The following is a 25,340-nucleotide window of genomic DNA, read 5'->3' on the forward strand; positions in this document are numbered from 1 at the left end:
GGAGTGGGCCCGGTGGCGGAGCGGGCCGGGGCAGTCAGAAGGCGGGGCGGTTGTTGAGGATCTTCTGGAAGAGGACGTGGTCGCGCCACTGGCCGTCGATGTGCAGGTAGTCGCGCGCGGTGCCGATGTGCTCGAAGCCGCTCTTGGTCAGCACCCGCTGCGACGCGGCGTTGTCGACCAGCGTGCCCGCCTGCAGCCGGTGCAGGCCCAACCGCTCGTCGGCGATCCGGCAGGCGACGGCCACGGCGGCGGTCGCCAGGCCGCGTCCGGTCTGACCCGCGTCGACCCAGTAGCCGAGGTTGGCGCTGCGCAGCGGCCCGAACATGATGTTGGACAGGGTCACCGCGCCCAGCACCTGCTCGCCGTCGTCGAGCAGCCACGGCGCCATGTGACCGGCCTCCGCCAGGGCGAGCTGGTCGAGCACGCGGGCGGCGTGTGCGGCGGTGGTGAAGAACTCCTCGTCGCGCTGCGGCTCCCAGGGGCGCAGGTGCTCGCGATTGCGCAGGTACGCCTGCGCGATGGCGTCCGCGTCGGCCGGGCTGGGCGTGCGCATCACCACTCCGCGCGCGACAGGGAGCACTTCGCCGATCATCCATTCACCCTAACCCGTGCCCCTGCCGCCCGCCCGCTCCCGCGACGCCGGCCCGTCCGCTCCCGTGAGCCCGGCTCGCCGTTTCGAGGAAAGCGCAGCATTCAGGCTCAGGATTCCAGCACTGTCCCCGAAACCGCGCCCGCTCCCGCGTGGCGCGGGGTGGGGGCGGCGGGCGGAGCGGGCAGGCGGGGGGTGTGACGGGGTCGCGCGGGGTGGGTGGGGGCGGTAGCGTGCCGCCATGTCTGTGTCACCGGGGTTCCGCGACGGCGTCGAGTCGATGCGAGAGGGGCTGGTGGCGCTGCGGCGCGAGATCCACCGGTACCCGGAGATCGGCCTGTGCCTGCCGCGTACCCAGGAGACGGTGCTGCGGGCGCTGGCGGACCTGCCGTTGGAGGTGAGCACGGGCACCGGCCTGAGTTCGGTGACGGCGGTGCTGCGCGGCGGCCGTCCCGGCCCGGCGGTGCTGCTGCGCGGCGACATGGACGCGCTGCCGGTCACGGAGCTCAGCGGCCTGGACTACGCCTCGCGCGTCGACGGGGCGATGCACGCCTGCGGCCACGATCTGCACGTGGCGATGCTGGTCGGGGCGGCCCGGCTGCTGTCGGCCGTACGCGACGAGCTGCCGGGCAGCGTGGTGTTCATGTTCCAGCCCGGCGAGGAGGGTCCGGGCGGGGCCGAGCCGATGATCGCCGAGGGACTGCTGGAGGCGGCCGGTACGCCGCTGGTCGGCGCGTACTGCCTGCATGTGCTGTCGGGGTGGCTGCCGCACGGGCAGTTCACCACCCGGCACGGCACCATGCTCGCCGCGGCGGACACCCTGCACGTGACCGTGCGCGGGGCGGGCGGGCACGGGTCGGCGCCGCAGTTCGCCCGCGACCCGATCCCGGCCGCCTGCGAGATGGTGCTGGCGCTGCAGACGTTCGTGACCCGCAACATCGACGTGTTCGACCCGGCGGTGATCACGGTGGGCACGTTCCACGCGGGCACGGTCGAGAACGTGATCCCGGCCCAGGCCACGTTCTCGGCGACGCTGCGGTCGTTCTCGCCGCAGACCCGCGAGCGGGTGCGTACCGGGGTGCAGGACGTGGTCAACAACATCGCCGCCGCGCACGGGTTGACCGCCGACGCGGAGTACGTCCCCGGCTATCCGGTGACGGTCAACGACGGTGGTGAGGCCGACTTCGCGGCCGCGACCGTGGCCGAGGTGTTCGGGGCGGACCGGTTCGCCTGGATGGCGAATCCGGAGGCGGGCGCGGAGGACATGTCGTACGTGCTGGAGCGGGTGCCGGGGGCGTACCTGAACCTGGGCGCCTGCCCACCCGAGCTCGATCCGCTGACCGCGCCGCTCAACCACGCGCCCGAGGCGCGCTACGACGATTCACTCGTGCCCGACGGCGCGGTGCTGCTGGCGGAGCTGGCCTGGCGCCGCTTGCAGCGCGGATAGCCGCCCCGTTCCCTTCCCGACGAACGCCACACTCGTGATTGGAGTGTGGTGTTCGTCTTTATGTCGCACTCGTTGTGCGACAACGGGGCCGCGCGGTCGTGTTGAGTTCTTTGAGCCGATCACCTTCCGTATCGGTGATGGCACCAACAGATGCGGACCGGGCCGGTCGGCACCCTTCTACTGACGTCTGACGTCGCTGGGGCGTGGTGATGAGTACCCGGACCTCGAACCTGCGGGCCAAGATCGTATTCCTGCTGGTGTCCCTGTCCGCGCTGTGGATGTTCGCGGCCTTCGTGACCATGCGCGAGGGCCTGAACCTGTTCTGGATCAACACACTCGACCAGGACGTGGGCCGCCCCACCGACGCGCTGGTGGCCGATCTGCAGGCCGAGCGCCGCCTCTCGGTGGTGGTGCTGGCCGGTGACACCGGCGCTCGCGAGCAGCTGCTGCAGGCCCGGCAGGAGACCGACACGGCGGCGCGCAAGCTGCGCGAGTCGGTCGACGGCACGTTGGTCGGCTGGGCCGCCTCACCCCTGGCCGAGCAGCGCATCGAGGAGCTGCTGGGGCATCTCGACCGCATCGCCCCGGTACGGATGGGCGTGGACACCGGCCGCCTCGACCGCGCCGACGCCGCCACGTACTACACCGAGACGGTCGCCGCCGCGTACCAGATCTTCGCCACCATCGCCCGCTTCGACGATCCCGAGATCAACGACCAGCTCTCGCATCTGCTGACGGTCTCGCGCGGCCGTGAACTGCTGTCGCAGGAGGACGCGGTGATGTCCGGGGTGCTGGCGGCGGGGCGGTTCACCACCGCCGACGCGGCCCGCTTCGCCGAGCTGGTCGGCGCCCAGCGCTACGTACGCACCATCGGCACCCAGGGCCTGCCCGAGGACACCGGGATCTACGAACCGGTGCTGACCGGGCCCGCGCTGACCCGCCTGCGTACGGTCGAGGACCTGGTCATCTCGTCCGCGCGCGACGGCGCCGCCCCCGGAGTGTCGCGGCAGGCCTGGCGCGAGGCCTTCGACCCGGCCCTGGGCGAACTGGCCGACCTCGACGTCGACCTGGCCGAGGCCGCCATCGACCGCTCACGCGGGCCCATCGTGTGGACCGTCGTGCGGCTGATCCTCGCCGCCGGGCTCGGGCTGATCGCCGTCATCGCCTCGATCGTGCTGTCGATCACCACCGCCCGCGCCATCGTCGCCCAGCTGCGCCAACTGCGCGACGCCGCCAACGAACTGGCCACGGTACGGCTGCCGCGGGTGGTGCAGCGGCTGCGCCAGGGCGAGGAGGTCGACGTGGCCGCCGAGGCGCCGCCGATCGCGGCGTTCGGCGGCGACGAGATCGGGCAGCTCGGCCAGGCGTTCAACACCGCCCAGGAGACCGCGATCCGCACCGCCGTCGAGCAGGCCGAGCTGCGCAGCGGCGTACGCGACCTGTTCCTGAGCCTGGCCCGGCGCAGCCAGACGCTGGTGCACCGCCAGCTGGGCATGCTCGACGCGATGGAGCGCCGCACCAACGACTCCGCCGAGCTCGACGAGCTGTTCCGGATCGACCACCTGGCCACCCGCATGCGCCGCAACGCCGAGAACCTGATCGTGCTCGCCGGGGCGGTGCCCGGCCGGGGCTGGCGGCGCACCGTGCCGATGATCGACGTGATCCGGGGCGCGGTCGCCGAGGTCGAGGAGTATCCGCGCATCGAGGTGCGCCCGAGCGAGACCGTGGGCCTGGCCGGGTACGCCGTCGGCGACATCATCCACCTGCTGGCCGAGCTGATGGAGAACGCGTTGTCGTTCTCGCCCCGGCACTCGAAGGTGCACGTCGGTGGCTCCTCGGTGGGCAGCGGCTACGTGATCGAGGTCGACGACGCCGGACTGGGCATGACCGAGGCCGACCTGGCGGAGGCGAACGAGCAGCTGTCCCGCCCGGTCGAGTTCTCCCTGAGTGGCACTCCGCGCCTGGGCCTGTACGTGGTCGGCAAGCTGGCCCAGCGGCACCACGTGCAGGTACGGCTGCAGCACGGTCGTGGTGGCGGCACCACCGCGGTGGTGCTGATCCCGGCGTCGCTGCTGGCCGAGGGCTGGACCCCGCAGGGGCCCTTCGGCGCCGACGACGCCGACACCAGCGGCGAGCTGCCGGTGGTGCCCGCCCTCCCGCCCGCGCCCCGTACGCCGCAGCCGCGGCCGTCGGGGTCGGCGGCCGCCGAACCGACCGAGGAGCAGGGCGCGGAACCGGCTGAGCCGGCCCCGGCCCGCATCCCGGCCCCGCGCGACGGCGCCGCCACGACCGGTTTCACCGTCTCCGGCCTGCCGGTGCGCCAGCGCCGCCCCTCCCCGCACCCGGTGGGAACCGAGGAGACCGCACCGTCGGTCCCCGCCGCCGAGGCGATCGAGGTGGAGGCCGAACCCATTGACGACGACGGTCCAGACACCGTCGCCGACCTGCCGGGACTGCGCGAGGAACAGGTAAGGGCCCTGTTCTCGTCGTTCCAGAGCGGATCAGAACGAGGCCGCCGCGAGGCCGGCCTGATGTCCGTAAACGGATCTCCACCGGCGGCCCCACCCCCGCCACCGGCCGACCGGTCCTGAACCCGGTCATGGCGATCAACCACCGGAAGGGAAAGCACGATGCACGTGGAGCAGACAACGAGCGCGGTGGCGGACCTGGCGTGGCTGGCCGACGACTTCGTCGACCGGGTGGCCCAGGTGCGCAAGGCCATCGTCCTGTCCTCCGACGGCCTGATGATGGCGGCCTCAAGCGGGGTGGGCCGCGAAGACGCCGAGCACCTGTCGGCGGTCGCGGCCAGCATGTTCGGCCTGGCCAGAGGTGCTGGACGGCACCTGGGCCGGGGCAGGGTCCGCCAGGCGGTCATCGAGACCGACTCGGGGTTCCTGTTCGTGACCGCGGCGGGCAACGGGGCCTGCCTGGCGGTGGTCGCCAGCCGCGAGGCCGACGCCGGGATGGTCGCCTACGAGATGGCCATGTTGGTGGTGCGGGTTGGCCAGTTCCTGACCGCCCCGGTTCGAAGCAGCGGCGCGTGAGCGCCGCCGAGGCGGTCGAACCGGTGCCCGAGGGCATGCGGTGGCTGGATGACGACGCGGGGCCGGTGGTGCGCCCGTACGCGATGACCGGCGGCCGCACCCGCCCCGCCCAGGGCGACTTCGACCTGATCGAGCTGGTCGTGGCGACCAGGCCGATGCTCTCGATGGACGCGGGCATGGGCACCGAACTGGCCGAGATCATCCGCCTGTGCCAGCGGCCGCAGTCGGTGGCGGAGGTCTCCGCGCGGCTGCGCCTGCCTGCGGGCACCGTACGCGTGCTGCTGGCCGACCTGGCCGAGCGGCGACTCATCCGCCGGCGACCGCCGGTGGACCTCAGGCATCTGCCAACCCAGGACATCCTCAGGGCGGTCATCGATGGGATCCGAGCACTCTGACACCGCGCCACTGCCGTCCGCGTTCAAGATATTGGTCGCGGGCGGTTTCGGCGTGGGCAAGACCACCCTCGTCGACACGATCAGTGAGATCGCGCCGCTGCTGACGGAGGAGTACCTGACCGACGAGAGCGTCGGTGTGGACGACGTGTCCGGGGTGGAGGGCAAGAACACCACCACCGTGGCGCTGGACTTCGGGCGGATCACCATCAGCTCGGAGCTGGTGCTGTACCTGTTCGGCACGCCGGGCCAGCAGCGGTTCGCGTTCGTCTGGGACGAGCTGGCGCACGGCGCGATCGGCGCCGTGGTGCTGGCCGACACCCGTCGCCTTGAGGACGCGTTCGGTTCGATCGACTACTTCGAGCAGCGCGGCATGCCGTTCGTGGTGGCGGTGAACTGCTTCGACGGCGCCAAGGTCTACCGGCCCGACGAGGTCGAGCAGGCCCTCAACCTGGACCCGCACGTCCCGGTGCGGCTGTGCGACGCCCGCCGCCGCGACTCGGTGAAGGAGATCCTGGTGGCCCTGCTGGAGCACGTCATGTCCGCCCCCCAACCCGCCTGACCCCGGGTAAGGAAGGGCCCCTTCTTATCGGAATACGTTGAGGAAGGGCACCTCCTTAACCCCCTCACCAGAGCAGACCGCGGCCCCGGGCGGTGCGATGCCCGGGGCCGCGGAGTCTTGCGGACGCGCGGTTACAGCGTCAGGGTCCAGGTGTTGATGTACCCGGTGTCGTTGGTCGCCGCGTCCTGCACTCGCAGGTTCCAGGTGCCGTTGCGGGTCTCGGTGGACAGGTTGACGGTGAAGGTCTGGTCGATGTTGTCGGCCGACCCGCCCGCCCGGTTGGACAGCACGTACGCGCTGCCGTCCGGCGCGATCAGGCTGACCACCAGGTCACCCTTGTACGTGTGCACGATGTGCACCTCGACCGTCGAGGTCGCCGACGCGGTGCCGGTGCAGCCGGATACCGTGATCGGGCTGTTCACCGTCGTGTTGTCCGGGATGGTGACGTCGGTCCCGTTGGTCCCGCCGCAGGACGGTGGCACCGTCCCGCCCAGTCCCAGCGTCCACGAGTTGAGGTACCCCACGTCGCCCGACGCCGCGTCCTGCACCCGCAGCTTCCAGGTGCCGTTGGCCACCTCCGACGACAGGTTGACCGTGAAGGTCTGATCGATGTTGTCGGTCGCCCCGCCCGCCCGGTTGTGCAGCAGGTACGCGCTGCCGTCCGGTGCGATCAGGTTCACCACCAGGTCGCCCTTGTACGTGTGCACGATGTGCACCTCGACCGTGCTCGCCGAGCCCGCGTTGCCGCTGCAGCCCGAGATCGTGATCGACGACTCGACGGTGGCCAGGTCGGCGATGGTGACGTCGGTGCCGTTGGAGCTGGTGCAGCCGGGCGGACCGGCCACCGTCAGGGTGTAGGTCGCGGTGTGCGTCGCGTCCGGGCCCGTGCCGGTCACCGTCACCGGGTATGTGCCGGTGGGGGTGCTCGCCGTGGTGCTGATGGTCAGCGTCGACGAGCCGCCCGAGCTGATCGAGGCCGGGCTGAACGACGCGGTGGCGCCCGTGGGCAGCCCCGACGCGGTCAGGTTCACCGTCTGCGCGCCGCCGTTGGTGATGGCGGTGCCGATGGTCGAGGTGACCGAACCGCCCGCGGTGGTGCTGCCCGAGGTGGGCGAGGCGGAGATCGAGAAGTCGTTCGTGGCGGGGGCCGGGGCGACGGCGAGAGTCCACAGCGCGTACGCGGCGGCGTCGCCGGAGCGGTTCAGCACCGTGTCGCTGATGTTGCTCGGGTACGTGTCGCAGGACGAGTGGTAGCAAGGGTCGTAGTCGCCGGTGCTGCCGCCCCACTTGGTGACCTGCGCCGACGTCTTGTTGGCGCTGGCACCCGCGGCGACTCCGGAGGTCTGCACGCCCACGGCGTTGAAGGATGCGTCGTCGGACCGGCCGGCGCCCTCGACGTTCTCCTCCGGTGCCAGCCCCGGGAAGTTGGTGTCGTAGTACTGCTTGAGCACCTGACCCGGGGTGGACGTGATGCGGTTGATGAAGTAGCCGCCGTTGGTGGAGGCGACCATGTCGAAGTTGAAGTACGCCTTGATCTTGGCGCGCTCGGTCGACGACAGGTTGTTGGCGTAGAACTCCGAGCCGTTGAGGCCCTGCTCCTCGTCGGTCCACCAGCCGAACCGCACGTGGTTGAGCATGGTCGGGTTCGTGGCGGCGAGCGTGAGCGCCATCTCGAGGATGGTGGACGAGCCCGAGGCGTTGTCGTTGATGCCCGGACCGGCCGAGACGCTGTCGAGGTGGGCCCCGAACATGTACACGTTGTTGGCGTCGCCGCCCGGCCAGTCCGCGATCACGTTCGGGCCCGCGCCGGAGGTGCAGCCCGAGGTGCAGCTCTGCTTCACCACGGTGAAGCCCGCCGCGACGAGCTTGTCGTAGACGTAGTTCACCGACGCGGTGTAGCCCGCGGTGGTGGAGCGGCGGGTGCCGCCGTTGGCGGTGGCGATGCTCTGGAACTGCTGCAGGTGCGCCTTGACGTTGGTCAGCGAGATGTCGGGGACGGCCAGTGCGGCCACTGGCGCGGACTGCGCGGGGACGCCCACGCCGAGCGTCGCGGCGCAGGCCAGGGCGAGGGTCGCCAGGCCGCGCAGGATCGGGTGTCTACTCACGCCGTTCTCCTTCGGTCGGTTGTGCCGGGGTTGCCGGTCCTGCGGAGGATAAGCCATTAAGTAGACAGATTTGAATAGGTGAAAATTAGTGCCACGCTGTGCCTCCGCTTCGGCGAACGATCCGGGCAGCGTGGGCGTGGCGGGCGGGCCGTAGGCTGCCCGCCATGAACGAGCTGCTCGGCACCGTCCTGGCCGCGATCGGCGTCTTCGCGGGCACCAACATCGACGATCTGGTGGTGCTGACCGTGCTGTTCCTGTCCGCGCGCACCTCCGGGGTGCCGCGACCGGCCGCGATCTGGGTCGGTCAGTACGCGGGCATCGCCGCGCTCACCGCGGTCTCGGCCGCCGCCGCGTTGGGCCTGGCCGTCGTGCCGGGGACGTGGGTCGGGCTGCTCGGTCTGGTGCCGCTGGCGCTGGGCGTACGCACGCTGCTGCGCAACCGCCACGACGGCGCCGAAGCCGCCCCCGCCGTGCCCGCCCGCACCGCCTGGGCCGTGGCCGGGGTGACCATCGCCAACGGCGCCGACAACATCGCCGTCTACACCCCGGTGCTGCGCACCGCCGGAGTCGCCGCCAGCGTGGTCATCGTCGCCGTGTTCGCCGTGCTCACGGCGGTCTGGTGCCTGGCCGGGGCGTGGCTGGGCGGGCACCGCCATGTGGTCGCGATGCTGGAGAAGGCGGGGCACTGGCTGGTCCCGGCCGTGTTCATCCTCATCGGCGTCGTGATCATCGCCGAGTCGGGTGTACTGGCCCAGCTGGGCTGAGACTCAGAGGGTCCAGTAGCCGCGCACGTCGTTGGCCAGGTCCGGCCGCAGCTGGGCGCGCAGCCCGGTGACCGCGTCCTTCGGCACGTCGAAGACGACCACCCCCGCGACCTTCTCGCCGCTGTTGAGAGTCACCGACTGCATCCCGTCGTCGAAGCCGAACGGCAGCACCGGTTCGAACAGCGAACCGTCCGCGGCGACCAGCGCGAAGTCGCAGTAGCAGGCGTAGGTCTTGCCCGACACCACCTTCACCTCGACCGTGAGCGCCACGAACACGCCCTTCTTCGGCCGCACCAGCGAACTGTCCGGGGCGACCGGGTGCCGGGTGGCCTTGGCCACCGTGTACGACACCTTGTTGTCGCCGAGGCCGCCGCTGGTGGTGATGGTCTGCCCGGCCTTGGCTGTCGGCGGCCCCTGCGTCGGGGCCGCCGACGCGGGCGTGCCGGACGGGGCGGAGCCCTCGACATCGGCCCGCTCGGGCTTGATGCCGCAGGCCAGCGCGGTCAGGGCGGCCAGGGCCAGCACCGCGGTCAGCGCCGTACGCCCGGCGCGGGGGGTGGGGGCGGACACGCGTGCATCGTAGCGGCCACCGGTGATCACGTGCGGAAACCCGTTTGCCGCCCTCGCTACCCGGCCCCTAACCTGGCCCTTCGGGCGCGTCCAGCGCTCATGACCATCAAAGTTGCCGGGCAATCGGGCGAATGGCGAGCCAAGATTCGCCCGATTGCCCGGCGACTTGCGCGCGATCTTGATCGGGCACGGGTTGCGGGGAGGGAAGGGCGATGAGGGTGGTAGTGCCTTCGGTGCTGCGGGAGGAGCCGCAGTTCGCCCGGTACTTCACCGGACAGTTGCTGTCGGTGCTCGGCGACCGGATCACCATGGTGGCGCTGCCGTTCGCGGTGCTGTCGATCGGCGGGACCGCCTCCGACGTGGGCCTGGTCGCCGCCGCCGCGCTCGTGCCGTTCCTACTGTTCGCCCTGGTCGGCGGCGTATGGGCCGACCGCCTGCCGCGACACCGGGTGATGCTCGTCAGTGACCTGGTCCGCGGTGTGCTCCAGGCCGCCATCGCGGCGCTGCTGCTGTCCGGCACGGCCCAGGTGTGGCACCTGGCGGTGCTGATGGGCCTGTTCGGCATCGCCGACGCGTTCTTCACCCCCGCCGCCACCGGCCTGATGCCGCTGGTGGTGAGCCCGCACCGGCTCCAGGAGGCCAACGCCCTGCGCGGCTTCACCTTCTCCGGTGGCGTGATCATCGGCCCGGTGCTGGCCGGGGCCCTGATCGCCGCGTTCGGTCCGGGCGGGGCGATCGCGCTGGACGCGGCGACCTTCGCCGTCAGCGCGTACTTCCTGGGGCGGTTGCGCCCGCGCGCCGCGGAGAGCGCCGCCGAGCACGCCCCGTTCCTGCGGCAGCTGCGCGACGGGTTCGCCGAGGTGAGCTCGCGCAGCTGGCTGTGGGCGACCATGGGCGTGGTCTCGGTGTACCACGTGATCGTGCTGCCGTCGGTGTTCGTGCTCGGGCCGGTGCTGGCCGAGCAGGAGTTCGGCGGGGCGGCGGGCTGGGCGGCCGTGGTGACCGGCTTCGGGGTCGGCTCGATCGTCGGCGACCTGGTCGCGCTGCGGGTCCGGGTGCGGCGTCCGCTGATCGTGGCGGCGGTGGCCTTCGCGGTCGCCTCCTGCCAGGCGCTGGTCATCGGCGCCGGGCCGAACCTGGTCGTGATCGCGGCGCTGGAGGCGGTCACGGGGGTGGCCGTGTCGCTGGCGTTCACGCTATGGGAGACCGCGCTGCAGGAGCACGTGCCGCAGGCGTCGCTGTCGCGGGTCAGCTCGTACGACCATCTGGTGTCGACCGGGTTGATGGCGGTGGGGCTGGCGGTGGCCGGTCCGGCCGCGGACGCCTTCGGCATGCGCCCGACCCTGTTCGCGATGACCGCGGTCGGCGTGCCCGTCTCGCTGCTGCTGCTCACCCTGCCCGCGGTACGCGCGCTGCGCAGCGCCGCCGGTGAGCCCCAGGTGGTCGCCGTCGCGACCGCCTGAGGTCCGGCCGGGCCGCGGGCTCGGTAGGGTGGGCCGGTGACCGAGGTGACCGAGGACGCCGTCTTCCGTGACGAGGACTGGTACGGCGAGGAGTTCGTCGAGCGCCGCTTCGTCCGCTGCTCCTTCCACGAGGTGGACCTGACCGAGGCGGTGACCCGGGGCGCGGTCTTCGAGCAGTGCGTCTTCGGCAACGTCCGGTTCAACGCCTCGCACCACACCGACTCGGCGTTCCTGCGCTGCTCGTTCACCCGGTGCAACCTGTTCGAGGCGGAGTTCACCGGCTGTAAGTTGGTGGGCAGCACGTTCACCGAGTCCGTGCTGCGGCCGCTGCGGGTCGTCGGCGGCGACTGGTCGTTCGTCGGGCTGAACGGGGCCGACCTGCGCCGGGCCAGCTTCGACGGCGTACGCATGCGCGAGGTCGACCTCAACGGCGCCGACTGCACCGGCGCCGCCCTGGTCAACGTGGACCTGTCCGGGGCGCACCTGGCCAAGGCCAAGTTCGGCAAGTCCGACCTGCGCGGCAGCGACCTGACCGCGTTCGTGCCCGGCGAGCTGGAGCTGGCCGGGGCGGTCATCGACGACGCCCAGGCCATCGTGATCGCGCAGACTCTCGGCCTGATCGTCCGCTGACGCCCCCGGTCCTTCCGGTACTTTGGCGCCCCGGTCCTTCCGGTACTTTTCCGTGAATCTACCGCTGCATTGAGGCGCCGCGGACGCTCCGACCGTGGCCGCAGCACCGCGCTGGCGTGGAAATTTCCGGTCGCGACGGACGACATGGGCAGGCGCCGATAGTTTCCGGAAGTTGTTGACTTGCAACGGATGCGGCCGAACAATTGGGAGCGCTTCCATTGATGTGTGCCGTGTCCGGTCGCGACCGACCCCGCTGCGCCGCCGATCTGCCCGGATCGACGCCGCACCGCTCCCCAACCCGGGTCGGCCGCGACCGGCGCGGCACAGCTGCCCCGTCCCTAGGAGGAAAGACAATGACGCATCGCAGCGTCCCTGTCGCCCGATCCCGCCGCCTCGCGCCCGTCGCCGTGGCGGCGCTGCTGGCGGCGTTCGTCGTACCGGTGCTGGCGGCCGAGCCCGCCAACGCCGCCACCCCGCTGCGGACCCTGGCCGCCGCGAAGAACAAGTTCATCGGTTTCGCGGCCGCCACCGGCCCGCTGGCCAACGAGTCGGCCTACCGGACCATCGCGCAGACCGAGTTCAGCCAGATCACGCCCGAGAACGCGATGAAGTGGGACTCCACCGAGCCCAGCGACAACCAGTACAACTTCAGCGGCGCGGACCAGATCGTCACCTTCGCCGCCGCCAACAACCAGGTCGTGCACGGCCACACCCTGGTCTGGCACAGCCAGACCCCGAGCTGGGTGCAGAGCCTGTCCGCCTCGGCGATGCGCACCGCCATGAACGACCACATCGCCACCGTGGTCGGGCACTTCGCCAGCAACCCCGTCGTGCAGTCGTGGGACGTGGTGAACGAGGTCTTCGACGAGAACGGCGGCTACCGGAGCAGCTTCTGGTACAACACGCTGGGTTCGGGCTTCATCGCCGACGCGTTCCGCGCCGCCCGCGCGGCCGACGCCGACGCGAAGCTGTGCATCAACGACTACAACGTCGAGGGCATCAACGCCAAGAGCACCGCGATGTACAACCTGGTGAACACGTTGAAGGGCCAGGGCGTGCCGATCGACTGCGTGGGCCTGCAGACCCACCTGTCCACGCAGTACGGCTTCCCCGGCGACATGCAGCAGAACATCGCCCGCTTCGCGGCGCTGGGTGTGACGGTGCGCATCACCGAGCTCGACATCCGCATCCCGACGCCGCGCACCGCGGCCAAGGACGCGACCCAGGCGCAGTACTACACCAACGTGGTCAACGCGTGCCTGGCCGTCAGCGCCTGCACCGGCATCACCATCTGGGGCTTCACCGACAAGTACTCGTGGGTGCCCGACACCTTCCCCAGTGAGGGCGCGGCGCTGATCTACGACGAGAACTACCAGGTCAAGCCGTCGTACACGGCGGTCAACACCGCGCTGGGCGGCTCGCCGAACAACGACACCACGGCCCCGTCGGCGCCGAGCAACCTGGCCGCCTCCGGCACCACGTCGACCAGCACCACCCTGTCGTGGACCGCCTCGACCGACAACGTCGGCGTCACCGGGTACGACATCCTGCGCGCGCCGGGCACCTCGGGCGGCACGTTCGCGGTCGTCGGCAGCTCGACCACCACGTCGTTCACCAACACCGGGCTGACCGCCGCCACCTCGTACCGCTACCAGGTGCGGGCCAAGGACGCGGCGGGCAACACCTCGGCGGTGTCCAACACCGTCACGGTGACCACCTCCGGCGGCACCGGCGACACCACCGCCCCGTCGGCGCCGAGCAACCTGGCCGCCTCGGGCACCACCGCCTCCGGCACCAGCCTGTCGTGGACCGGCTCGACCGACAACGTCGGCGTCACCGGGTACGACATCCTGCGTGCCCCGGGCACCTCGGGCGGCACGTTCGCCGTGGTCGGCACGTCGACCACCACGTCGTACGCCGACAGCGGCCTGTCCGCGGCCACCTCGTACCGCTACCAGGTGCGGGCCAAGGACGCGGCGGGCAACGTCTCGGCGGTGTCCAACACCGTCACCGTCACCACCCTGTCGGGCGGCGGCACCGGCGGCTGCTCGGTCACCGCGACCGTGCAGACCTCGTGGGGCAACGGCTACGTGATGGACCCGGTCACCGTCAAGAACACCGGGACCTCCAGCATCACCGGCTGGACCGTCACCTTCACCCTGCCCGCCGGTCACACGATCTCCGGCAGCTGGAACGGCACGGTGACCGTCAGCGGCCAGAACGTGACCGTCAAGCCGGTCGGCTGGAACAGCACGGTGGCGCCCGGCGCCAGCGTCGCGTTCGGCTTCCAGGTCAGCCGCCCGAACGGCGACACCTCGACGGCGAGCGGCTTCGCCTGCACCACGCCGTGATCCACGGCTGACCAGGTGGCCGGTCGGCCCCGATCGTCGCCGACCGGCCACCGCGACGCGGCACGTCCCGGCGTACCCGGGTGAGGTTGTGCCCACAACCCCACCCGGGTACGCCGCACGGACGACACGCCCGCGGCGCCACCTGACCTCACCTTCCGCGCGTACGGCCCACCACTGCCCGGGTGGGCCGTACGCGTCCGCGGTTACCATGCCTTTGCGGCAGAGCAGCCGCGTGGAGAAGGAGCCCGGCATGCGTGTGTTCACGTCCCCCGACGACCTGGCGGCCGCGATCGGCGAGGACATCGGGCCGGGCCCATGGCACCGCATCGAACAGGAGCGGGTGGACGCGTTCGCCACCGCGACCGGCGACGACCAGTGGATCCACATCGACCCGGCCCGCGCCGCGCAGGGCCCGTTCGGCGGCACCATCGCCCACGGCTACCTGACCCTGTCGCTGCTGCCGCTGCTGGTCCGCGACCTGTACCGGTTCGACGGCGTCGCCATGGCCGTCAACTACGGCCTCAACAAGGTCCGCTTCCCCGCCCCGGTCCGCGTCGGCGCGAGCGTACGGCTGACCGCCCGGTTCCTCACGGTCGAGCCGGTCACCGGCGGAGTCCAGCTCGCCGCGCAGATGACGATGGGCACCGACGCCGGCGACAAGCCCTGCTGCGTCGCCGAAACCCTCACCCGCCTTCACTTCCGCCCCTGACCAAACGAAAGGAAGGGCCCCTTCTTATCGCTTTGCGAGGTAGAAGGGCCCTTCTTGACCACGCCTGCCCTCGAGGAGCGGACGTGAGTTGAGAAGGGCCCTTCTACTGCGGATTGCGATAAGAAGGGGCCCTTCCTTTTCTCAGGCCCAGTGGAGGGTGAGGAGGAGGTCGAGGAAGTCGGCCAGGCGCAGGGGGGCGCGGCAGACCAGGCGGTGGCGGGCGGTGCCGTCGCTCCAGCAGGCCTCGAAGCCGCGCCAGGTGGTCCCGGCGCTGACCCGGACCCGGAAGGCGCCCAGGTTGAGCTGGGCGATCTGACGTTCGGGGGTGTGCTCGCCCCAGCCGAGCATGGTGTGCAGGTGCAACTCCACGGCGCCGCGGGTGTAGGTGATGTACCGCTCGGCGGCGGTGGCGATCCGGGTGCGCTCGATCCACTCCGGTGGCAGCTGCGGCAGCGCCGACTCCGGCGCGGCGGCGGCCCGAGCGGCCGGGGCGAGCAGCGGCACATCGGCGGCGCACGCGGCGGCGGCCCTGCTGAGCAGGTCGGCGCGGCGGCGTACGTCGCGCAGCTTGGAGGCGGAGGTCTGCACGCTGTGCTCCAGGGGTAGCGGAGGTGTGCCGCGCGTACGCCCCGGGTGAGCGCGGGAACGCGGCGGATGCGGCCGGGTGTTGGCCGCCGAGCCCGACGCTGCGCTCGTGAACCAGTTCACACCATCCCCACCAGTCCCGCCGCCCCAACCCACCCCTCGGGACCAGCGGGCCTCGTACGGGCGGTGGCGAACGGGCGGTTTCGGCGTACCTGTACGAATCTTGGCGCGGCTTCCAGCGCGTTCTCGAAGCCGCGCCCACTTTCGGGTTCGCCGGTTGGGAGTGGGGGTGCGAGAACAGGGATAAACTGCGGAAATGGAGACGACGCGGGCACGCGTCGGCGACCCGCTGGCGCACATCGATCTGAGCAGGCTCCGCGCGGACCTTCGGGCCGTGCAGCGGCTCGGCACCTCCGGCGGCGCGTTCAACGCGTGTGCGGTGAGCGCCGAGATCCGCCAGGCCTACCGCACCGCACTGGCCGCCCGCGACGAGGCGGCGGCATACCTGCACGGCAGCCGGGTGTGGTCGCGGGCCGATCTGGCCGAGGCGATCTGCGCGTACGGCGAGCACGAGGGACGCCCACGCCTGGTGGCGCAGTGGTGCGTCACCACCGCACCCCAGCACTTGTACGACGCGGGGCACGAACTGCTGCGCCGCCAGCAGCTCGCCACGGCCCTGCGGGACCTGCTCACCGAGGCGCGCGGGACCGCGATCCGGCAGCTGAACGAGGCCGAACTGCCGCTGCCCGACGACCCGCTGGCCCGAGCCCACAAGGCAGCCGACGTGATCGTCTTCGCCCGGCACCACCTCGACTACGTCGCGGCCAACCGCAACCTGTACGCGGCGAACCTGGTCGTGCACCACGGCTGGAGCCTCGACGAGGTCGTCGAGGTCGCCGAGGCCGACCCGGGCGAGGTGGCCGACGCCTACGCGGCGGCCCGCGAGCACCCGCCCTCCGACGCCGACGCCCGCACGGTCCGCGAGCTCGCCCTGATCGCCGCCGCGATCGCGGGCCGGATCGAGCACTGGGAGTCGGCCCGAGCAGAGGCGATCGCCGACTGCCTCGCGAGCGGCCTGGCCACCGAGCGCATCGCCATCTCGGTGCCCACCTGACCCCGAGCCGGCGCCTCAGCGCAGGCGGCGCATGGAGTTGAGCCAGCGGTCGGGGTCGGTGGCTTTGCGGCGTACGTATTCGGCGACCTCGGGGTGGGGCAGGATGTGGAACCGGCCCTCGGCCAGGGCGGCGAGGGTCGCGTCGGCGACCTCCTCCGGTTCCAGGATCGCCCCGGCGCGGGCCACGGCCAGCGCGGCGGGGCTACCCGCGGTCAGCCCGTCGGTGAGCAGCGGGGTGCGTACGCCCTGCGGGCACAGCACGCTCACGCCGATGCCCCGGTCGCCGTAGGTGATGGACAGCCATTCGGCGAAGGCCACCGCGGCGTGCTTGGTGACCGCGTAGGGCGCGTCGCCGGGGGAGCTGAGCAGCCCGGCCGCCGAGCAGGTGTGCAGTAGCCAGCCGTGGCCGCGCGCGAGCATGCCGGGCAGCACCGCGCGCGCGGAGTGCACGTGCGCCATGACGTTGACCGACCAGGCGGCGGCCCATACCGACGGGTCGGCTTCGAGTCCGGCGCCGGTGCCGATGCCCGCGTTGGCGCAGAACAGGTCGATGCGGCCCAGTTCCCGCTCGGCGGCGGCGACCAGGGCCGTGACCTGCTCCTCGTCGGCGACATCGGCCTCGACGGCGACGGTGGGGGTGCCCACGGCGGTCAGCTCGGCCGCCAAGGCGTCCAGCGGGGTGCCGGACCGGTCGGACAGGCACAGGCCGGCGGCGCCCTCGGCGGCGAAGCGGCGGGCCAGGGCGGCGCCGATGCCGCCGGTGGCACCGGTGATGACGACGGTGGAACCGGCCACACGCATGTGCCCACTCCGTTCGGGTAGGGGTGTCGGCGGTTGACAGCGGGCAGCGGCTCCCGCAAGCTCCATACCGACCGGTCGGTCTGGTGGGTAACGTAGGCGCCCGACCGTGCACGCGTCAACGCCGGGACCGAATCGCTGGACAAACGTGGAGGCAGGACAGGTGGACACGGGTCTGCAGGGGAAAACGGCGCTGGTCACCGGCGCCTCCCGGGGCATCGGCAGGGGCATCGCGGCCGCGTTGGCGGCCGAGGGCGCCAACGTGGTGCTGGTGTCGCGGCGGCAGGATTCGCTGGACGCGGTCGCGGCGGAGCTGGCTGAGGCGTACCCGAAGGTGGGGGTCTTCGCCAAGGCGGCGCACGTGGGCGAGCCGGAGCAGGTGCAGGCCTGCGTGACGGCGGCCGTCGAGCGGTTCGGCACGGTGGACGTGCTGGTCAACAACGCCGGGACCAACCCCTACTTCGGGCCGCTGGTCGACCTCGACGTGTCCCGGGCCGAGAAGACGGTGCAGGTCAACCAGCTGTCGATCGTGCTGTGGACGCAGGCGGTGTGGCACGCCTCGATGGCCCGGCACGGCGGCAGCGTCGTCAACATCGCCTCGGTCGGCGGTCTGGTCACCGAGCACGGCATCGGCTACTACAACGCCACCAAGGCCGCGGTCATTCACCTGACCAGGCAGTTCGCCGCCGAGCTGGCGCCGTCGGTGCGGGTCAACGGGATCGCGCCGGGCCTGGTGCGCACCCAGCTCGCCCGCGCGCTGTGGGAGCCGTTCGAGGAGCAGATGAACGCGGTGCTGCCGCTGGGCCGCATCGGCGAACCGGAGGACATCGCCTCGGTGGCGGTGTTCCTGGCCGGGTCCGCGTCCGGCTGGATGACCGGGCAGACCCTCGTCGTCGACGGGGGCTCGCTGATCCGCACCTCGGTGACGGTCGGCTGATGCGCGGAGAGACCATGAGCGCACGTCGGGGGATTCTCCGATGAGCGGGCGCTGGGAGATCACCGTACCGCTGCCGGGGGTGCCGCTGGCCGAGCACCGGCGGCTGCTGCCGCTGCTGGCCGAGCTGGGCTACACCGGCGTGTGGAGCGCCGAGACCAACGGTGTGGACGCGTTCACGCCGCTGGTGCTGGCCGCCGAGCACGCCCCGACGCTGCGGCTGGGCACGGCCATCGCGCCCGTGTACACCCGGGGGCCGGGCCTGCTCGCGATGACCGCCTCCGCGCTGGCGCAGCTCGCGCCGGGCCGGTTCGCGCTGGGCATCGGCGCCAGCTCGCCGGTGATCGTGGAGGGCTGGAACGCGGCCGCCTTCGACCAGCCGTTCCAGCGCACCCGCGACACGCTGCGGTTCCTGCGCGCCACGCTGGGCGGGCAGAAGATCGACCAGGCGTACGACACGTTCGGCGTACGCGGATTCGCCCTCGATCCGGCGCCCGCCCAGCCGCCGCGCATCCTGCTCGCCGCGCTGCGACCGGGCATGCTGCGCCTGGCCGGGCGCGAAGCCGACGGGGCGATCACCAACTGGCTCGCCGTCGAGGACGTGGCCCAGGTACGCGCCGAGCTCGGCCCCAAAGAACTGGCCGCCCGGATCTTCGTCTGCCCGAGCGAGGACGCCGACGCCGTCCGCGCCCTCGGTCGGCGGCTGATCGCGGCGTACCTGACCGTGGGCGTGTACGCGGCGTTCCACGACTGGCTGGGGCGCGGCGAGCAGCTGGCGCCCATGCACCTGGCGTGGGCGGCGGGACAGCGCAAGGAGGCGGCCGCGGCCATCCCCGCCGAGGTGATCGACTCGCTGATCGTGCACGGGTCCTACCAGCAGTGCCGCGAGCACGTGGCCCGCTACGTCGAGGCCGGGATCGACACCCCGGTGCTGGCGCTGGTGCCGCTGCCGGGGCTGGACGTCGAACGCGCCGTACGAGAGCTGGCCCCGCGATGAGCGAGTACCGCGACCCGCCCGGCATCGACACCGACCGGCTCGCCGCGTACCTGCGCGATGCCCTGCCGACCGCGGACCAGCGGGCCGAGCTGGCCGGGCCGCTGCGCGGGGAGCTGATCGAGGGCGGCCGGTCCAACCTCACCTACCGGCTCACCGACGGCACCACCCGTTGGGTGCTGCGCCGCCCACCGCTGGGCCACGTGCTGCCCACCGCGCACGACATGGGCCGGGAGTACCGGGTGATCCGCGCCCTGCGCGACACCGGCGTGCCCGTGCCCGGCACCTGGCTGCTGTGCCCCGACGCCGAGGTGATCGGCTCGCCGTTCTACCTGATGGACGAGGTGCCCGGGGTGGTGCTGCGGGGCGAGGGACACGACCCGCTCACCCCCGAGCAGGCGCGGCGCTGCGGCCGGACGCTGGTCGACGTGCTGGTGGCGCTGCACGCCGTCGACCCGGCCGAGGTGGGCCTGGCCGACTTCGGCAAACCCGACGGCTACCTGGTCCGCCAGGTCGCCATCTGGCACAAGCAGTGGCAGCGCTCGATCACCCGGGAACTGCCGGGCCTGCAGCGGCTGCACGACCGGCTGGCCGCGGCCGTGCCCGACTCCGGCCGGGCCGGGATCGTGCACGGCGACTACCGGCTCGACAATGTCATGTTCGACCCGGCGGTGACCCGGATGCTGGCGGTGCTCGACTGGGAGATGTGCACCCTGGGCGACCCGCTGGCCGACGTCGGGCTGCTGCACGTGTACACGGTGCTCGCCGAGCAGGGCGCCCGCCCCGGCGGCGGGCTCGCCCCGGGCAGCGGCTTCCCGCCCGCCGGGCAGCTGACCGCCTGGTACGCCGAGGCCACCGGCGTCGACCTGGCCCAACTGGACTGGTACATCGCGTTCGCGTACTACAAGCTCGCGATCATCCTGGAGGGGATCCACGCACGGTTCCTCGCCGGGAAGACCGTGGGCCGGGACTTCGAGACGGTCGGCGCCATGGTGCCGCACCTGGTGGAGCAGGGACTTTCGGCGGCAGGGGAGTGACGATGGATTTCGCGATGGACGAGCGTACGGCGCACCTGGCCGAGCAGGTGCGCGCCTTCCTCGACGAGGTGGTGTACCCGGCCGAGGCCGAGTTCGAGGCCCAGATGGCGGCCGAGCCGGACCGGTGGGACTCCCCGCCGCTGATGGCGGGTCTCAAGCTGGAGGCGCAGCAGCGCGGGCTGTGGAACCTGTTCCTGCCCGACGCCGAGCACGGCGCCGGACTGACCAACCTGCAGTACGCGCACCTGGCCGAGCTGTCCGGCCGCAGCCCGCTGCTGGCGCCGGAGGCGATGAACTGCGCCGCCCCCGACACCGGCAACATGGAACTGCTGGCCCAGTTCGGCACGCCCGAGCAGCACGACCGCTGGCTCAAGCCGCTGCTGGCCGGGCAGATCCGGTCCTGCTTCTCGATGACCGAACCCGAGGTGGCCTCCTCCGACGCCAACAACATCGCGCTGCGCATCACCCGCGACGGCGACGAGTACGTGGTGCACGGGCGCAAGTGGTGGTCGTCGGGGGCGATGAACCCGCGCTGCGAGATCTCGATCGTCATGGGCGTGTCCGACCCGGACGGTCCGCGCCACCGCCGCCACAGCATGGTGCTGGTGCCGTTGGACACCCCCGGTGTCACCCGGCGCCGCTCGACCCACGTCTTCGGATACGACGACCGCAGCCACGGCGGCCACGCCGAGATCGAGTTCGACCAGGTCCGGGTGCCGGTCACCAACCTGGTCGGCGGCGAGCACGAGGGCTTCGCCATCGCCCAGGCGCGCCTGGGTCCGGGCCGCATCCACCACTGCATGCGCCTGATCGGCATGGCCGAGCGGGCCCTGGAGCTGATGTGCCGCCGGGTGCTGTCGCGCGACACGTTCGGCGGCCCGATCGCCGACAAGGGCGTGGTGCAGGAGTGGATCGCCGACGCCCGCATCGAGATCGAGCAGGCGCGGCTGCTGGTGCTCAAGACGGCCTGGCTGATGGACACCGTCGGCAACCGGGGCGCCCGCACCGAGATCGCCGCGATCAAGGTGATCGTGCCCGCGATGGCCTGCCGGGTCATCGACCGGTCCATCCAGGCGCACGGCGCCACCGGCGTCTCCCAGGACACGCCGCTGGCCTCGCTGTATGCCCACGCGCGTACCCTGCAGATCGCGGATGGGCCCGACGAGGTGCACCGCCGCACGGTGGCGCAGCGGGAGTTGGCACAGTACCGATGACAGGAGACGGCGTGGCGGGTCGGCGGCCGGGGGTGCGCGAGCGGGTGCTCGCCGCCGCCGTGGAACTGTTCGCCGGGCAGGGCTACGACGCCACGTCGGTGCAGCAGGTGGTGGAGCGTGCCCAGGTCACCAAGGGCGCGCTCTACCACTACTTCAGCTCCAAGGACGACCTGCTCTACGAGATCTACCACCACCTGATCTCGCTCCAGCTCGCCGAACTGGACGCGATCGTGGCCCGGCAGATGCCCACGGCCGACGCCGTGGGCGCGGTCATCGCCAGCCTGGTCTCCACGACCGCCGCCCACGCCCAGGAGGCGGCGGTCTTCGGCCGCGAGATGCACCGGCTGGACAAGGAGCGCCGCGAGGCGATCCGAGCCGACCGGCGCCGCTACCACGAGACGTTCCGCGCGGTCATCGACCGGGGCCAGGCGCGCGGCGAGTTGGCGTCGGTCGCTTCGGCCGAGACGGTGACGCTGATGGTCTTCGGCATGGTCAACCAGATCCCGGTTTGGTATCGCCCCGACGGCCCCAAGGACGCCGACCAGCTCACCCACGAGGTCACCGACTTCGTGCTGGCCGCGCTGCGCCCGGCCTAGGCCGGTAGTCGGCCCGCCTCCACCGTTCGGGGCTTTCGGCACGCGGCTCATCGCTGTTTGCTGTACCACGTGTCCTGTTCGGATGGAGGCGGCGCGTGACGGCGAACCACAACGTCCCCGCGCTGCGTAGGCGGATCTTCCTCATCGGGTTGCCCATGGCCGGCGGCGCGGGCCTGGTGGTGCACATCCTCACCGACGTCTCGCTGCCGCTGGCAATCGGCGCGTTCGCGCTGCTGGGCGCGGCGGTCTTCGGCTTCGTGCTGTCGCGGATGGACCCGGCCGGACGCCGGGCGCTGCGCCGCCGCGCCGGGGTCGGCCTGCTCGCGGGCCTCGTCGGCACCCTGGCGTACGACGCGGCGCGCTACGGCGTGGTGGCGCTGTTCGACATGTCGTTCAAGCCGTTCCACGTGTTCCACATCTTCGGCGAGCTGTTCATCGGCCCGAACCACCCCGACGTGCTCATCTTCGCGGTCGGCACGCTCTACCACATCTCCAACGGCACGTTCTTCGGCCTGGCGTACACCCTGGTCTTCAAACGGCCGTCCTGGTGGACCGGCGCGCTGTGGGGCATCGGCCTGGAACTGTGCATGGCGTTCCTCTACCCGACCTGGCTGCGGATCCAGATGCTCAACGAGTTCCTGGAGATCTCCGCCCTCGGCCACGTCGTATACGGCTCCACCCTCGGCGTGGTGGCCGCGATCGGCGTACGCCGCCTGGCCGCCCGCGCCACCGCCCCGGCCGACGCGCCGGTCGAGACCCCGAAACCCGCGGAGGTGCTGTGAACAAGCTGGTGGACGTCCTGTGGTTGCAGCTGCCCGCCGCCACCCGGCGACTGTGGCTGACCCTGGGCGCGATCACAGGCGACGGCGCGTACCTGCGCGCCTGGCCGCCGTTGGCCGTCGCCGCTCCGCTGGGCGGGTTCGCGCTCGGCGCGTTCCTCGGGCTGATCCACCCCGGCACCGTCTACACGTACTCGTTCTTCGTCGTCGCGTTCATGGTGCTGGCGGCGGGGGCGGGTGCGGCGGTGGGATTGTGGACCTGGTCGGGGTACGCGCTGGTGGACCTGGCCGTGACCGACCGCACCGGCCTGCCCGGGTTCTGGTACTACGGCGACGCGATCGACCGCGTCACCACCGGGTACGTCCCGCTGGCCATGTCGTACCTGCTGCTGGCGAGCCTGCTGGTGCTGGCGCCGCTGCTGGGCGCGGGCTTCGCGGCCCGCACCGCGCAGGTGGTGCGCCGGAGTAACCCCGACCTGGCGCTGGTGGCGGGGCAGGGTATCTACGTGCTGGTGGTGGCCGGGTACACCTACGCCTGGGCGCACGCCACCCCCTTTATGATCCGTCCGCTGTGGAGCTTCGCCGGGCAGGTGCCCGACACTGCGGCGGTGCAGCCGATCCAGGCCAACGCGTTCTGGCTGGCGGTGTTCGCCGGGTTCGCCGCCGTTGCTCGCAGCGGGGCGATGCTGATAGCCGCGCGCAAGCCGGTCCGTCCGCCCGCGGTGGCCGTGGCTGCCCCGAAGCCGCCCGGCGCGCTGCCGGACGTGATGCGGCTGGTGCTGCTGCCCGCGCAGGCGCTGTTCGTGACGCTGCTGTTGTCCGGCCTGGTCAGCAATCTGTTCCTCGGGCTGGTGGTGTGGGTGCTGCTGACCGGCATCCTGCTGCTGCGGGTCGCGGTGGTGCCGCTGATCCCGGTCTACCCGGCCCTCGTGGCCAAGGTGCCGCTGCTGGTGCGCATCGGCGTGTGTGTGCTGTTCAGCTACCTGTCCACGTCGGTGATCGTCCAGCCGTTCGTGGACCAGGGTGAGCGGTCGTTCACGCCGCTGGTCGTCTCGATCTTCCTGTCTTTCATCGTGTCGGTGTTCCTGCTGCCCGGCCCGCGCCTGACCTTCGGCCGCCTGCGCGGCCAGTCGGGTCCGGCCGGTCCGGCCGCCCCGACCGGGGGCGTGAGCGCGGCCGCCGCGAGCGGGCCGCTGGCGCCCACGGTGGCGATCCCGACCCAGCCGATCCCGACCAGCCCGCCGCCCGCCCCGCCAACCGTCCCGCCCTCGGCGGATCCGCCCGCGCCGCCGACCGCCCCGGCCACCCCGCCTCCAGCGGGCCCGCCCGCCGCATCGGGGCCGAGCGAGCCGCCCGCCTTCCCGCCGCCGGGCCTGGCCGGATTCGCGGCGCGGATCGTGCGTCGGGTCGCTCTGCTCGGTGCGATGGTCGTCGCGGTTGTGGGCGGGTCAAGCGCACCGGCGTTCGCGGACAACTGCTCGGGATTGACCGACTGCTCGTTCGGCGTGAAGGTCGCGCTGGTCGTGGGCGCGATCGCGCTGATCGCGCTGGCCGTTTTCCTGCTGCCGGAAATCCTGGCCGGGGCGGGCCTGGCCGAGGCCGCCGCCCTGGCGGAGGCGGAGGCAGCGGCCGCCGCCGCGGCGGAAGCCGCTGCCGCCGCCGAGGCTGCTGCGGCGGCTGAAGCTGCTGCGGCCGCCGCCGAAGCTGCCGCCGCCGCAGAAGCTGCTGCTGCCGCCGAGGCCGCTGCCGCCGCCGAAGCTGCCGCTGCCGCTGAGGCCGCTGCCGCCGCCGAAGCTGCCGCTGCCGCTGAGGCCGCTGCCGCTGAGGCCGCGGCGGCGGAGGCTGCTGCCGCGGAAGCCGCTGCTGCCGAGGGGGCCGCTGCCGAAGGTGCCGCCGCCGAGGGCGCTGCTGCCGAGGGCGCCGCCGCAGAGGGGGCCGCGGCGGGCGAAGGCTTCTCCGAAGAGGTGATGGAGCAGGCCTTCGAGTACGCCAACACCGAGTCCAAACTCGCCCACATCATCGACCCCGCCAAGCACAACCTGGAGCCGCTGGTCGAGGCGGCGGGTGGGCGCTCGGAGGCGATGAAGGCGCTGGTCGACAGCCTCGCCAGTGGTGAGGGCCTGCCCGCCGCGGGCCGGTTCGAGGTAACCCGGATCATCGAAGGCGCCACGGTGACCATCCGGGGCGCCGTCGTGAACGGCATTCCCAAGATCGGTACTGCCTTCATACCGTGATCGAGACTCGGAAGGATGCGACGATGAGCGAAGCGACCGGACGGCCGCTGACCGACGATGAGCGGGCGGTGCTGCGCCACCTGCTGTCGGCCCCGTTCAAGGGCGCCGAAGCGCTGCGGGACCAGGTCGAGGCGGCGTCCGCCGAGGGCTCGTGGGCCGACGGCGACGGGCCGAGCATCGACCTGGTCGTGCCGGACTCGGCGCCCGCGGCGCCGCTGGCGGACGGCCTGGTGCCGGTGGACGCGGCGGTGACCGGGCCCGACGGCGAGTTCGCCGGTGAGCTGCTGCTGTGGCTGCAGGACGGCCGCCTGGCCGCGCTGGAGTACGCCTGGGTCACCGACGAGGCCCCGGCGACCCTGCCCGCCGTCTCCGAGATCACGGTCACGGCGCGGTAGTAACTACACGCGAGCCCACACCTCATACGGTGTA

24 protein-coding genes are annotated in these 25,340 nt (G+C 72.1%); 19 read left to right on the forward strand and 5 right to left on the reverse strand.

Going from position 1 to position 25,340, the window contains the following annotated elements; genetic code table 11:
* Nucleotides 1-34: 34 nt before the first annotated feature.
* Complete coding sequence (locus KUA19_RS08480) at nucleotides 35-592, reverse strand: GNAT family N-acetyltransferase (RefSeq protein ID WP_254548984.1); 558 nt, start codon at nucleotides 590-592, stop codon at nucleotides 35-37.
* A 238-nt stretch (nucleotides 593-830) separates the two neighbouring features.
* Between KUA19_RS08480 and KUA19_RS08485 the strand changes: the two genes are divergently transcribed.
* From KUA19_RS08485 to KUA19_RS08505, 5 genes are all read left to right on the forward strand, one after another.
* Complete coding sequence (locus KUA19_RS08485; protein ID WP_254548986.1) at nucleotides 831-2,036, forward strand: M20 metallopeptidase family protein; 1,206 nt, start codon at nucleotides 831-833, stop codon at nucleotides 2,034-2,036.
* 209 nt (nucleotides 2,037-2,245) lie between these two features.
* Entirely contained in the window at nucleotides 2,246-4,627 is a 2,382-nt protein-coding gene (locus KUA19_RS08490; RefSeq protein WP_217395591.1) for a sensor histidine kinase, read from the forward strand.
* Nucleotides 4,628-4,672: 45 nt separating this feature from the next.
* Entirely contained in the window at nucleotides 4,673-5,080 is a 408-nt protein-coding gene (locus KUA19_RS08495; protein WP_217395592.1) for a roadblock/LC7 domain-containing protein, read from the forward strand.
* Between the two features lie 35 nt (nucleotides 5,081-5,115).
* On the forward strand, nucleotides 5,116-5,475 hold the full coding sequence (locus tag KUA19_RS08500; protein ID WP_217395840.1) for a DUF742 domain-containing protein: 360 nt from the start codon (nucleotides 5,116-5,118) through the stop codon (nucleotides 5,473-5,475).
* Nucleotides 5,456-6,034, forward strand: a complete 579-nt coding sequence (locus KUA19_RS08505; protein WP_217395593.1) for a GTP-binding protein — start codon at nucleotides 5,456-5,458, stop codon at nucleotides 6,032-6,034. The genes KUA19_RS08500 and KUA19_RS08505 overlap by 20 nt, the downstream gene beginning before the upstream one ends.
* A gap of 131 nt (nucleotides 6,035-6,165) precedes the next feature.
* Here the strand turns inward: KUA19_RS08505 and KUA19_RS08510 are convergent, their stop codons facing one another.
* On the reverse strand, nucleotides 6,166-8,139 hold the full coding sequence (locus tag KUA19_RS08510; protein WP_372451780.1) for a M28 family peptidase: 1,974 nt from the start codon (nucleotides 8,137-8,139) through the stop codon (nucleotides 6,166-6,168).
* A gap of 164 nt (nucleotides 8,140-8,303) precedes the next feature.
* Between KUA19_RS08510 and KUA19_RS08515 the strand changes: the two genes are divergently transcribed.
* Nucleotides 8,304-8,903 (forward strand): cadmium resistance transporter, encoded by a 600-nt coding sequence (locus tag KUA19_RS08515; protein ID WP_217395595.1) that lies wholly within the window; start codon nucleotides 8,304-8,306, stop codon nucleotides 8,901-8,903.
* Nucleotides 8,904-8,906: 3 nt separating this feature from the next.
* Here KUA19_RS08515 and KUA19_RS08520 read toward each other — a convergent pair whose 3' ends face one another.
* A complete protein-coding gene (locus KUA19_RS08520) occupies nucleotides 8,907-9,473 on the reverse strand; it encodes a DUF4352 domain-containing protein (protein WP_217395596.1) in 567 nt (188 codons plus the stop codon).
* A 212-nt stretch (nucleotides 9,474-9,685) separates the two neighbouring features.
* On the opposite strand from KUA19_RS08520, the gene KUA19_RS08525 reads away from it, so the two are divergent.
* From KUA19_RS08525 to KUA19_RS08540, 4 genes are all read left to right on the forward strand, one after another.
* Nucleotides 9,686-10,936 carry an MFS transporter gene (locus KUA19_RS08525; RefSeq protein ID WP_217395597.1) on the forward strand — a complete coding sequence of 417 codons (1,251 nt, stop codon included), beginning with the start codon at nucleotides 9,686-9,688 and terminating at the stop codon, nucleotides 10,934-10,936.
* A 36-nt stretch (nucleotides 10,937-10,972) separates the two neighbouring features.
* On the forward strand, nucleotides 10,973-11,566 hold the full coding sequence (locus KUA19_RS08530) for a pentapeptide repeat-containing protein (protein ID WP_217395598.1): 594 nt from the start codon (nucleotides 10,973-10,975) through the stop codon (nucleotides 11,564-11,566).
* Nucleotides 11,567-11,919: 353 nt separating this feature from the next.
* Nucleotides 11,920-13,917, forward strand: a complete 1,998-nt coding sequence (locus KUA19_RS08535) for an endo-1,4-beta-xylanase (RefSeq protein WP_217395599.1) — start codon at nucleotides 11,920-11,922, stop codon at nucleotides 13,915-13,917.
* A gap of 250 nt (nucleotides 13,918-14,167) precedes the next feature.
* The gene (locus KUA19_RS08540) at nucleotides 14,168-14,626 is read left to right on the forward strand and encodes a MaoC family dehydratase (protein WP_217395600.1); all 459 of its coding nucleotides are present in this window, start codon (nucleotides 14,168-14,170) and stop codon (nucleotides 14,624-14,626) included.
* Nucleotides 14,627-14,767: 141 nt separating this feature from the next.
* Here the strand turns inward: KUA19_RS08540 and KUA19_RS08545 are convergent, their stop codons facing one another.
* Nucleotides 14,768-15,214: a hypothetical protein gene (locus KUA19_RS08545; RefSeq protein ID WP_217395601.1), complete on the reverse strand. Its 447-nt coding sequence runs from the start codon at nucleotides 15,212-15,214 to the stop codon at nucleotides 14,768-14,770.
* A gap of 313 nt (nucleotides 15,215-15,527) precedes the next feature.
* Here KUA19_RS08545 and KUA19_RS08550 point away from each other — a divergent pair, with 313 nt between their 5' ends.
* Entirely contained in the window at nucleotides 15,528-16,325 is a 798-nt protein-coding gene (locus KUA19_RS08550; RefSeq protein ID WP_217395602.1) for a hypothetical protein, read from the forward strand.
* A gap of 15 nt (nucleotides 16,326-16,340) precedes the next feature.
* Here KUA19_RS08550 and KUA19_RS08555 read toward each other — a convergent pair whose 3' ends face one another.
* A complete protein-coding gene (locus KUA19_RS08555) occupies nucleotides 16,341-17,126 on the reverse strand; it encodes an SDR family oxidoreductase (RefSeq protein ID WP_217395603.1) in 786 nt (261 codons plus the stop codon).
* A 160-nt stretch (nucleotides 17,127-17,286) separates the two neighbouring features.
* On the opposite strand from KUA19_RS08555, the gene KUA19_RS08560 reads away from it, so the two are divergent.
* From KUA19_RS08560 to KUA19_RS08595, 8 genes are all read left to right on the forward strand, one after another.
* Nucleotides 17,287-18,060 carry an SDR family oxidoreductase gene (locus tag KUA19_RS08560; RefSeq protein ID WP_217395604.1) on the forward strand — a complete coding sequence of 258 codons (774 nt, stop codon included), beginning with the start codon at nucleotides 17,287-17,289 and terminating at the stop codon, nucleotides 18,058-18,060.
* A 58-nt stretch (nucleotides 18,061-18,118) separates the two neighbouring features.
* On the forward strand, nucleotides 18,119-19,054 hold the full coding sequence (locus KUA19_RS08565) for an LLM class F420-dependent oxidoreductase (protein ID WP_217395841.1): 936 nt from the start codon (nucleotides 18,119-18,121) through the stop codon (nucleotides 19,052-19,054).
* On the forward strand, nucleotides 19,051-20,088 hold the full coding sequence (locus tag KUA19_RS08570) for a phosphotransferase family protein (RefSeq protein WP_217395605.1): 1,038 nt from the start codon (nucleotides 19,051-19,053) through the stop codon (nucleotides 20,086-20,088). Before KUA19_RS08565 ends, KUA19_RS08570 begins: the two co-directional genes overlap by 4 nt.
* 2 nt (nucleotides 20,089-20,090) lie before the next feature.
* Nucleotides 20,091-21,302, forward strand: a complete 1,212-nt coding sequence (locus KUA19_RS08575) for an acyl-CoA dehydrogenase family protein (protein WP_217395606.1) — start codon at nucleotides 20,091-20,093, stop codon at nucleotides 21,300-21,302.
* An 11-nt stretch (nucleotides 21,303-21,313) separates the two neighbouring features.
* The gene (locus tag KUA19_RS08580; RefSeq protein WP_217395607.1) at nucleotides 21,314-21,898 is read left to right on the forward strand and encodes a TetR/AcrR family transcriptional regulator; all 585 of its coding nucleotides are present in this window, start codon (nucleotides 21,314-21,316) and stop codon (nucleotides 21,896-21,898) included.
* A 95-nt stretch (nucleotides 21,899-21,993) separates the two neighbouring features.
* Nucleotides 21,994-22,680, forward strand: a complete 687-nt coding sequence (locus KUA19_RS08585) for a hypothetical protein (protein ID WP_217395608.1) — start codon at nucleotides 21,994-21,996, stop codon at nucleotides 22,678-22,680.
* Nucleotides 22,677-24,911: a hypothetical protein gene (locus tag KUA19_RS08590; RefSeq protein WP_217395609.1), complete on the forward strand. Its 2,235-nt coding sequence runs from the start codon at nucleotides 22,677-22,679 to the stop codon at nucleotides 24,909-24,911. The genes KUA19_RS08585 and KUA19_RS08590 overlap by 4 nt, the downstream gene beginning before the upstream one ends.
* Before the next feature lie 23 nt (nucleotides 24,912-24,934).
* On the forward strand, nucleotides 24,935-25,306 hold the full coding sequence (locus tag KUA19_RS08595; RefSeq protein WP_217395610.1) for a hypothetical protein: 372 nt from the start codon (nucleotides 24,935-24,937) through the stop codon (nucleotides 25,304-25,306).
* Nucleotides 25,307-25,340 lie beyond the last annotated feature (34 nt).

It is taken from the genome of Catellatospora tritici (genome assembly GCF_019083965.1).
Classification (GTDB): domain Bacteria; phylum Actinomycetota; class Actinomycetes; order Mycobacteriales; family Micromonosporaceae; genus Catellatospora; species Catellatospora tritici.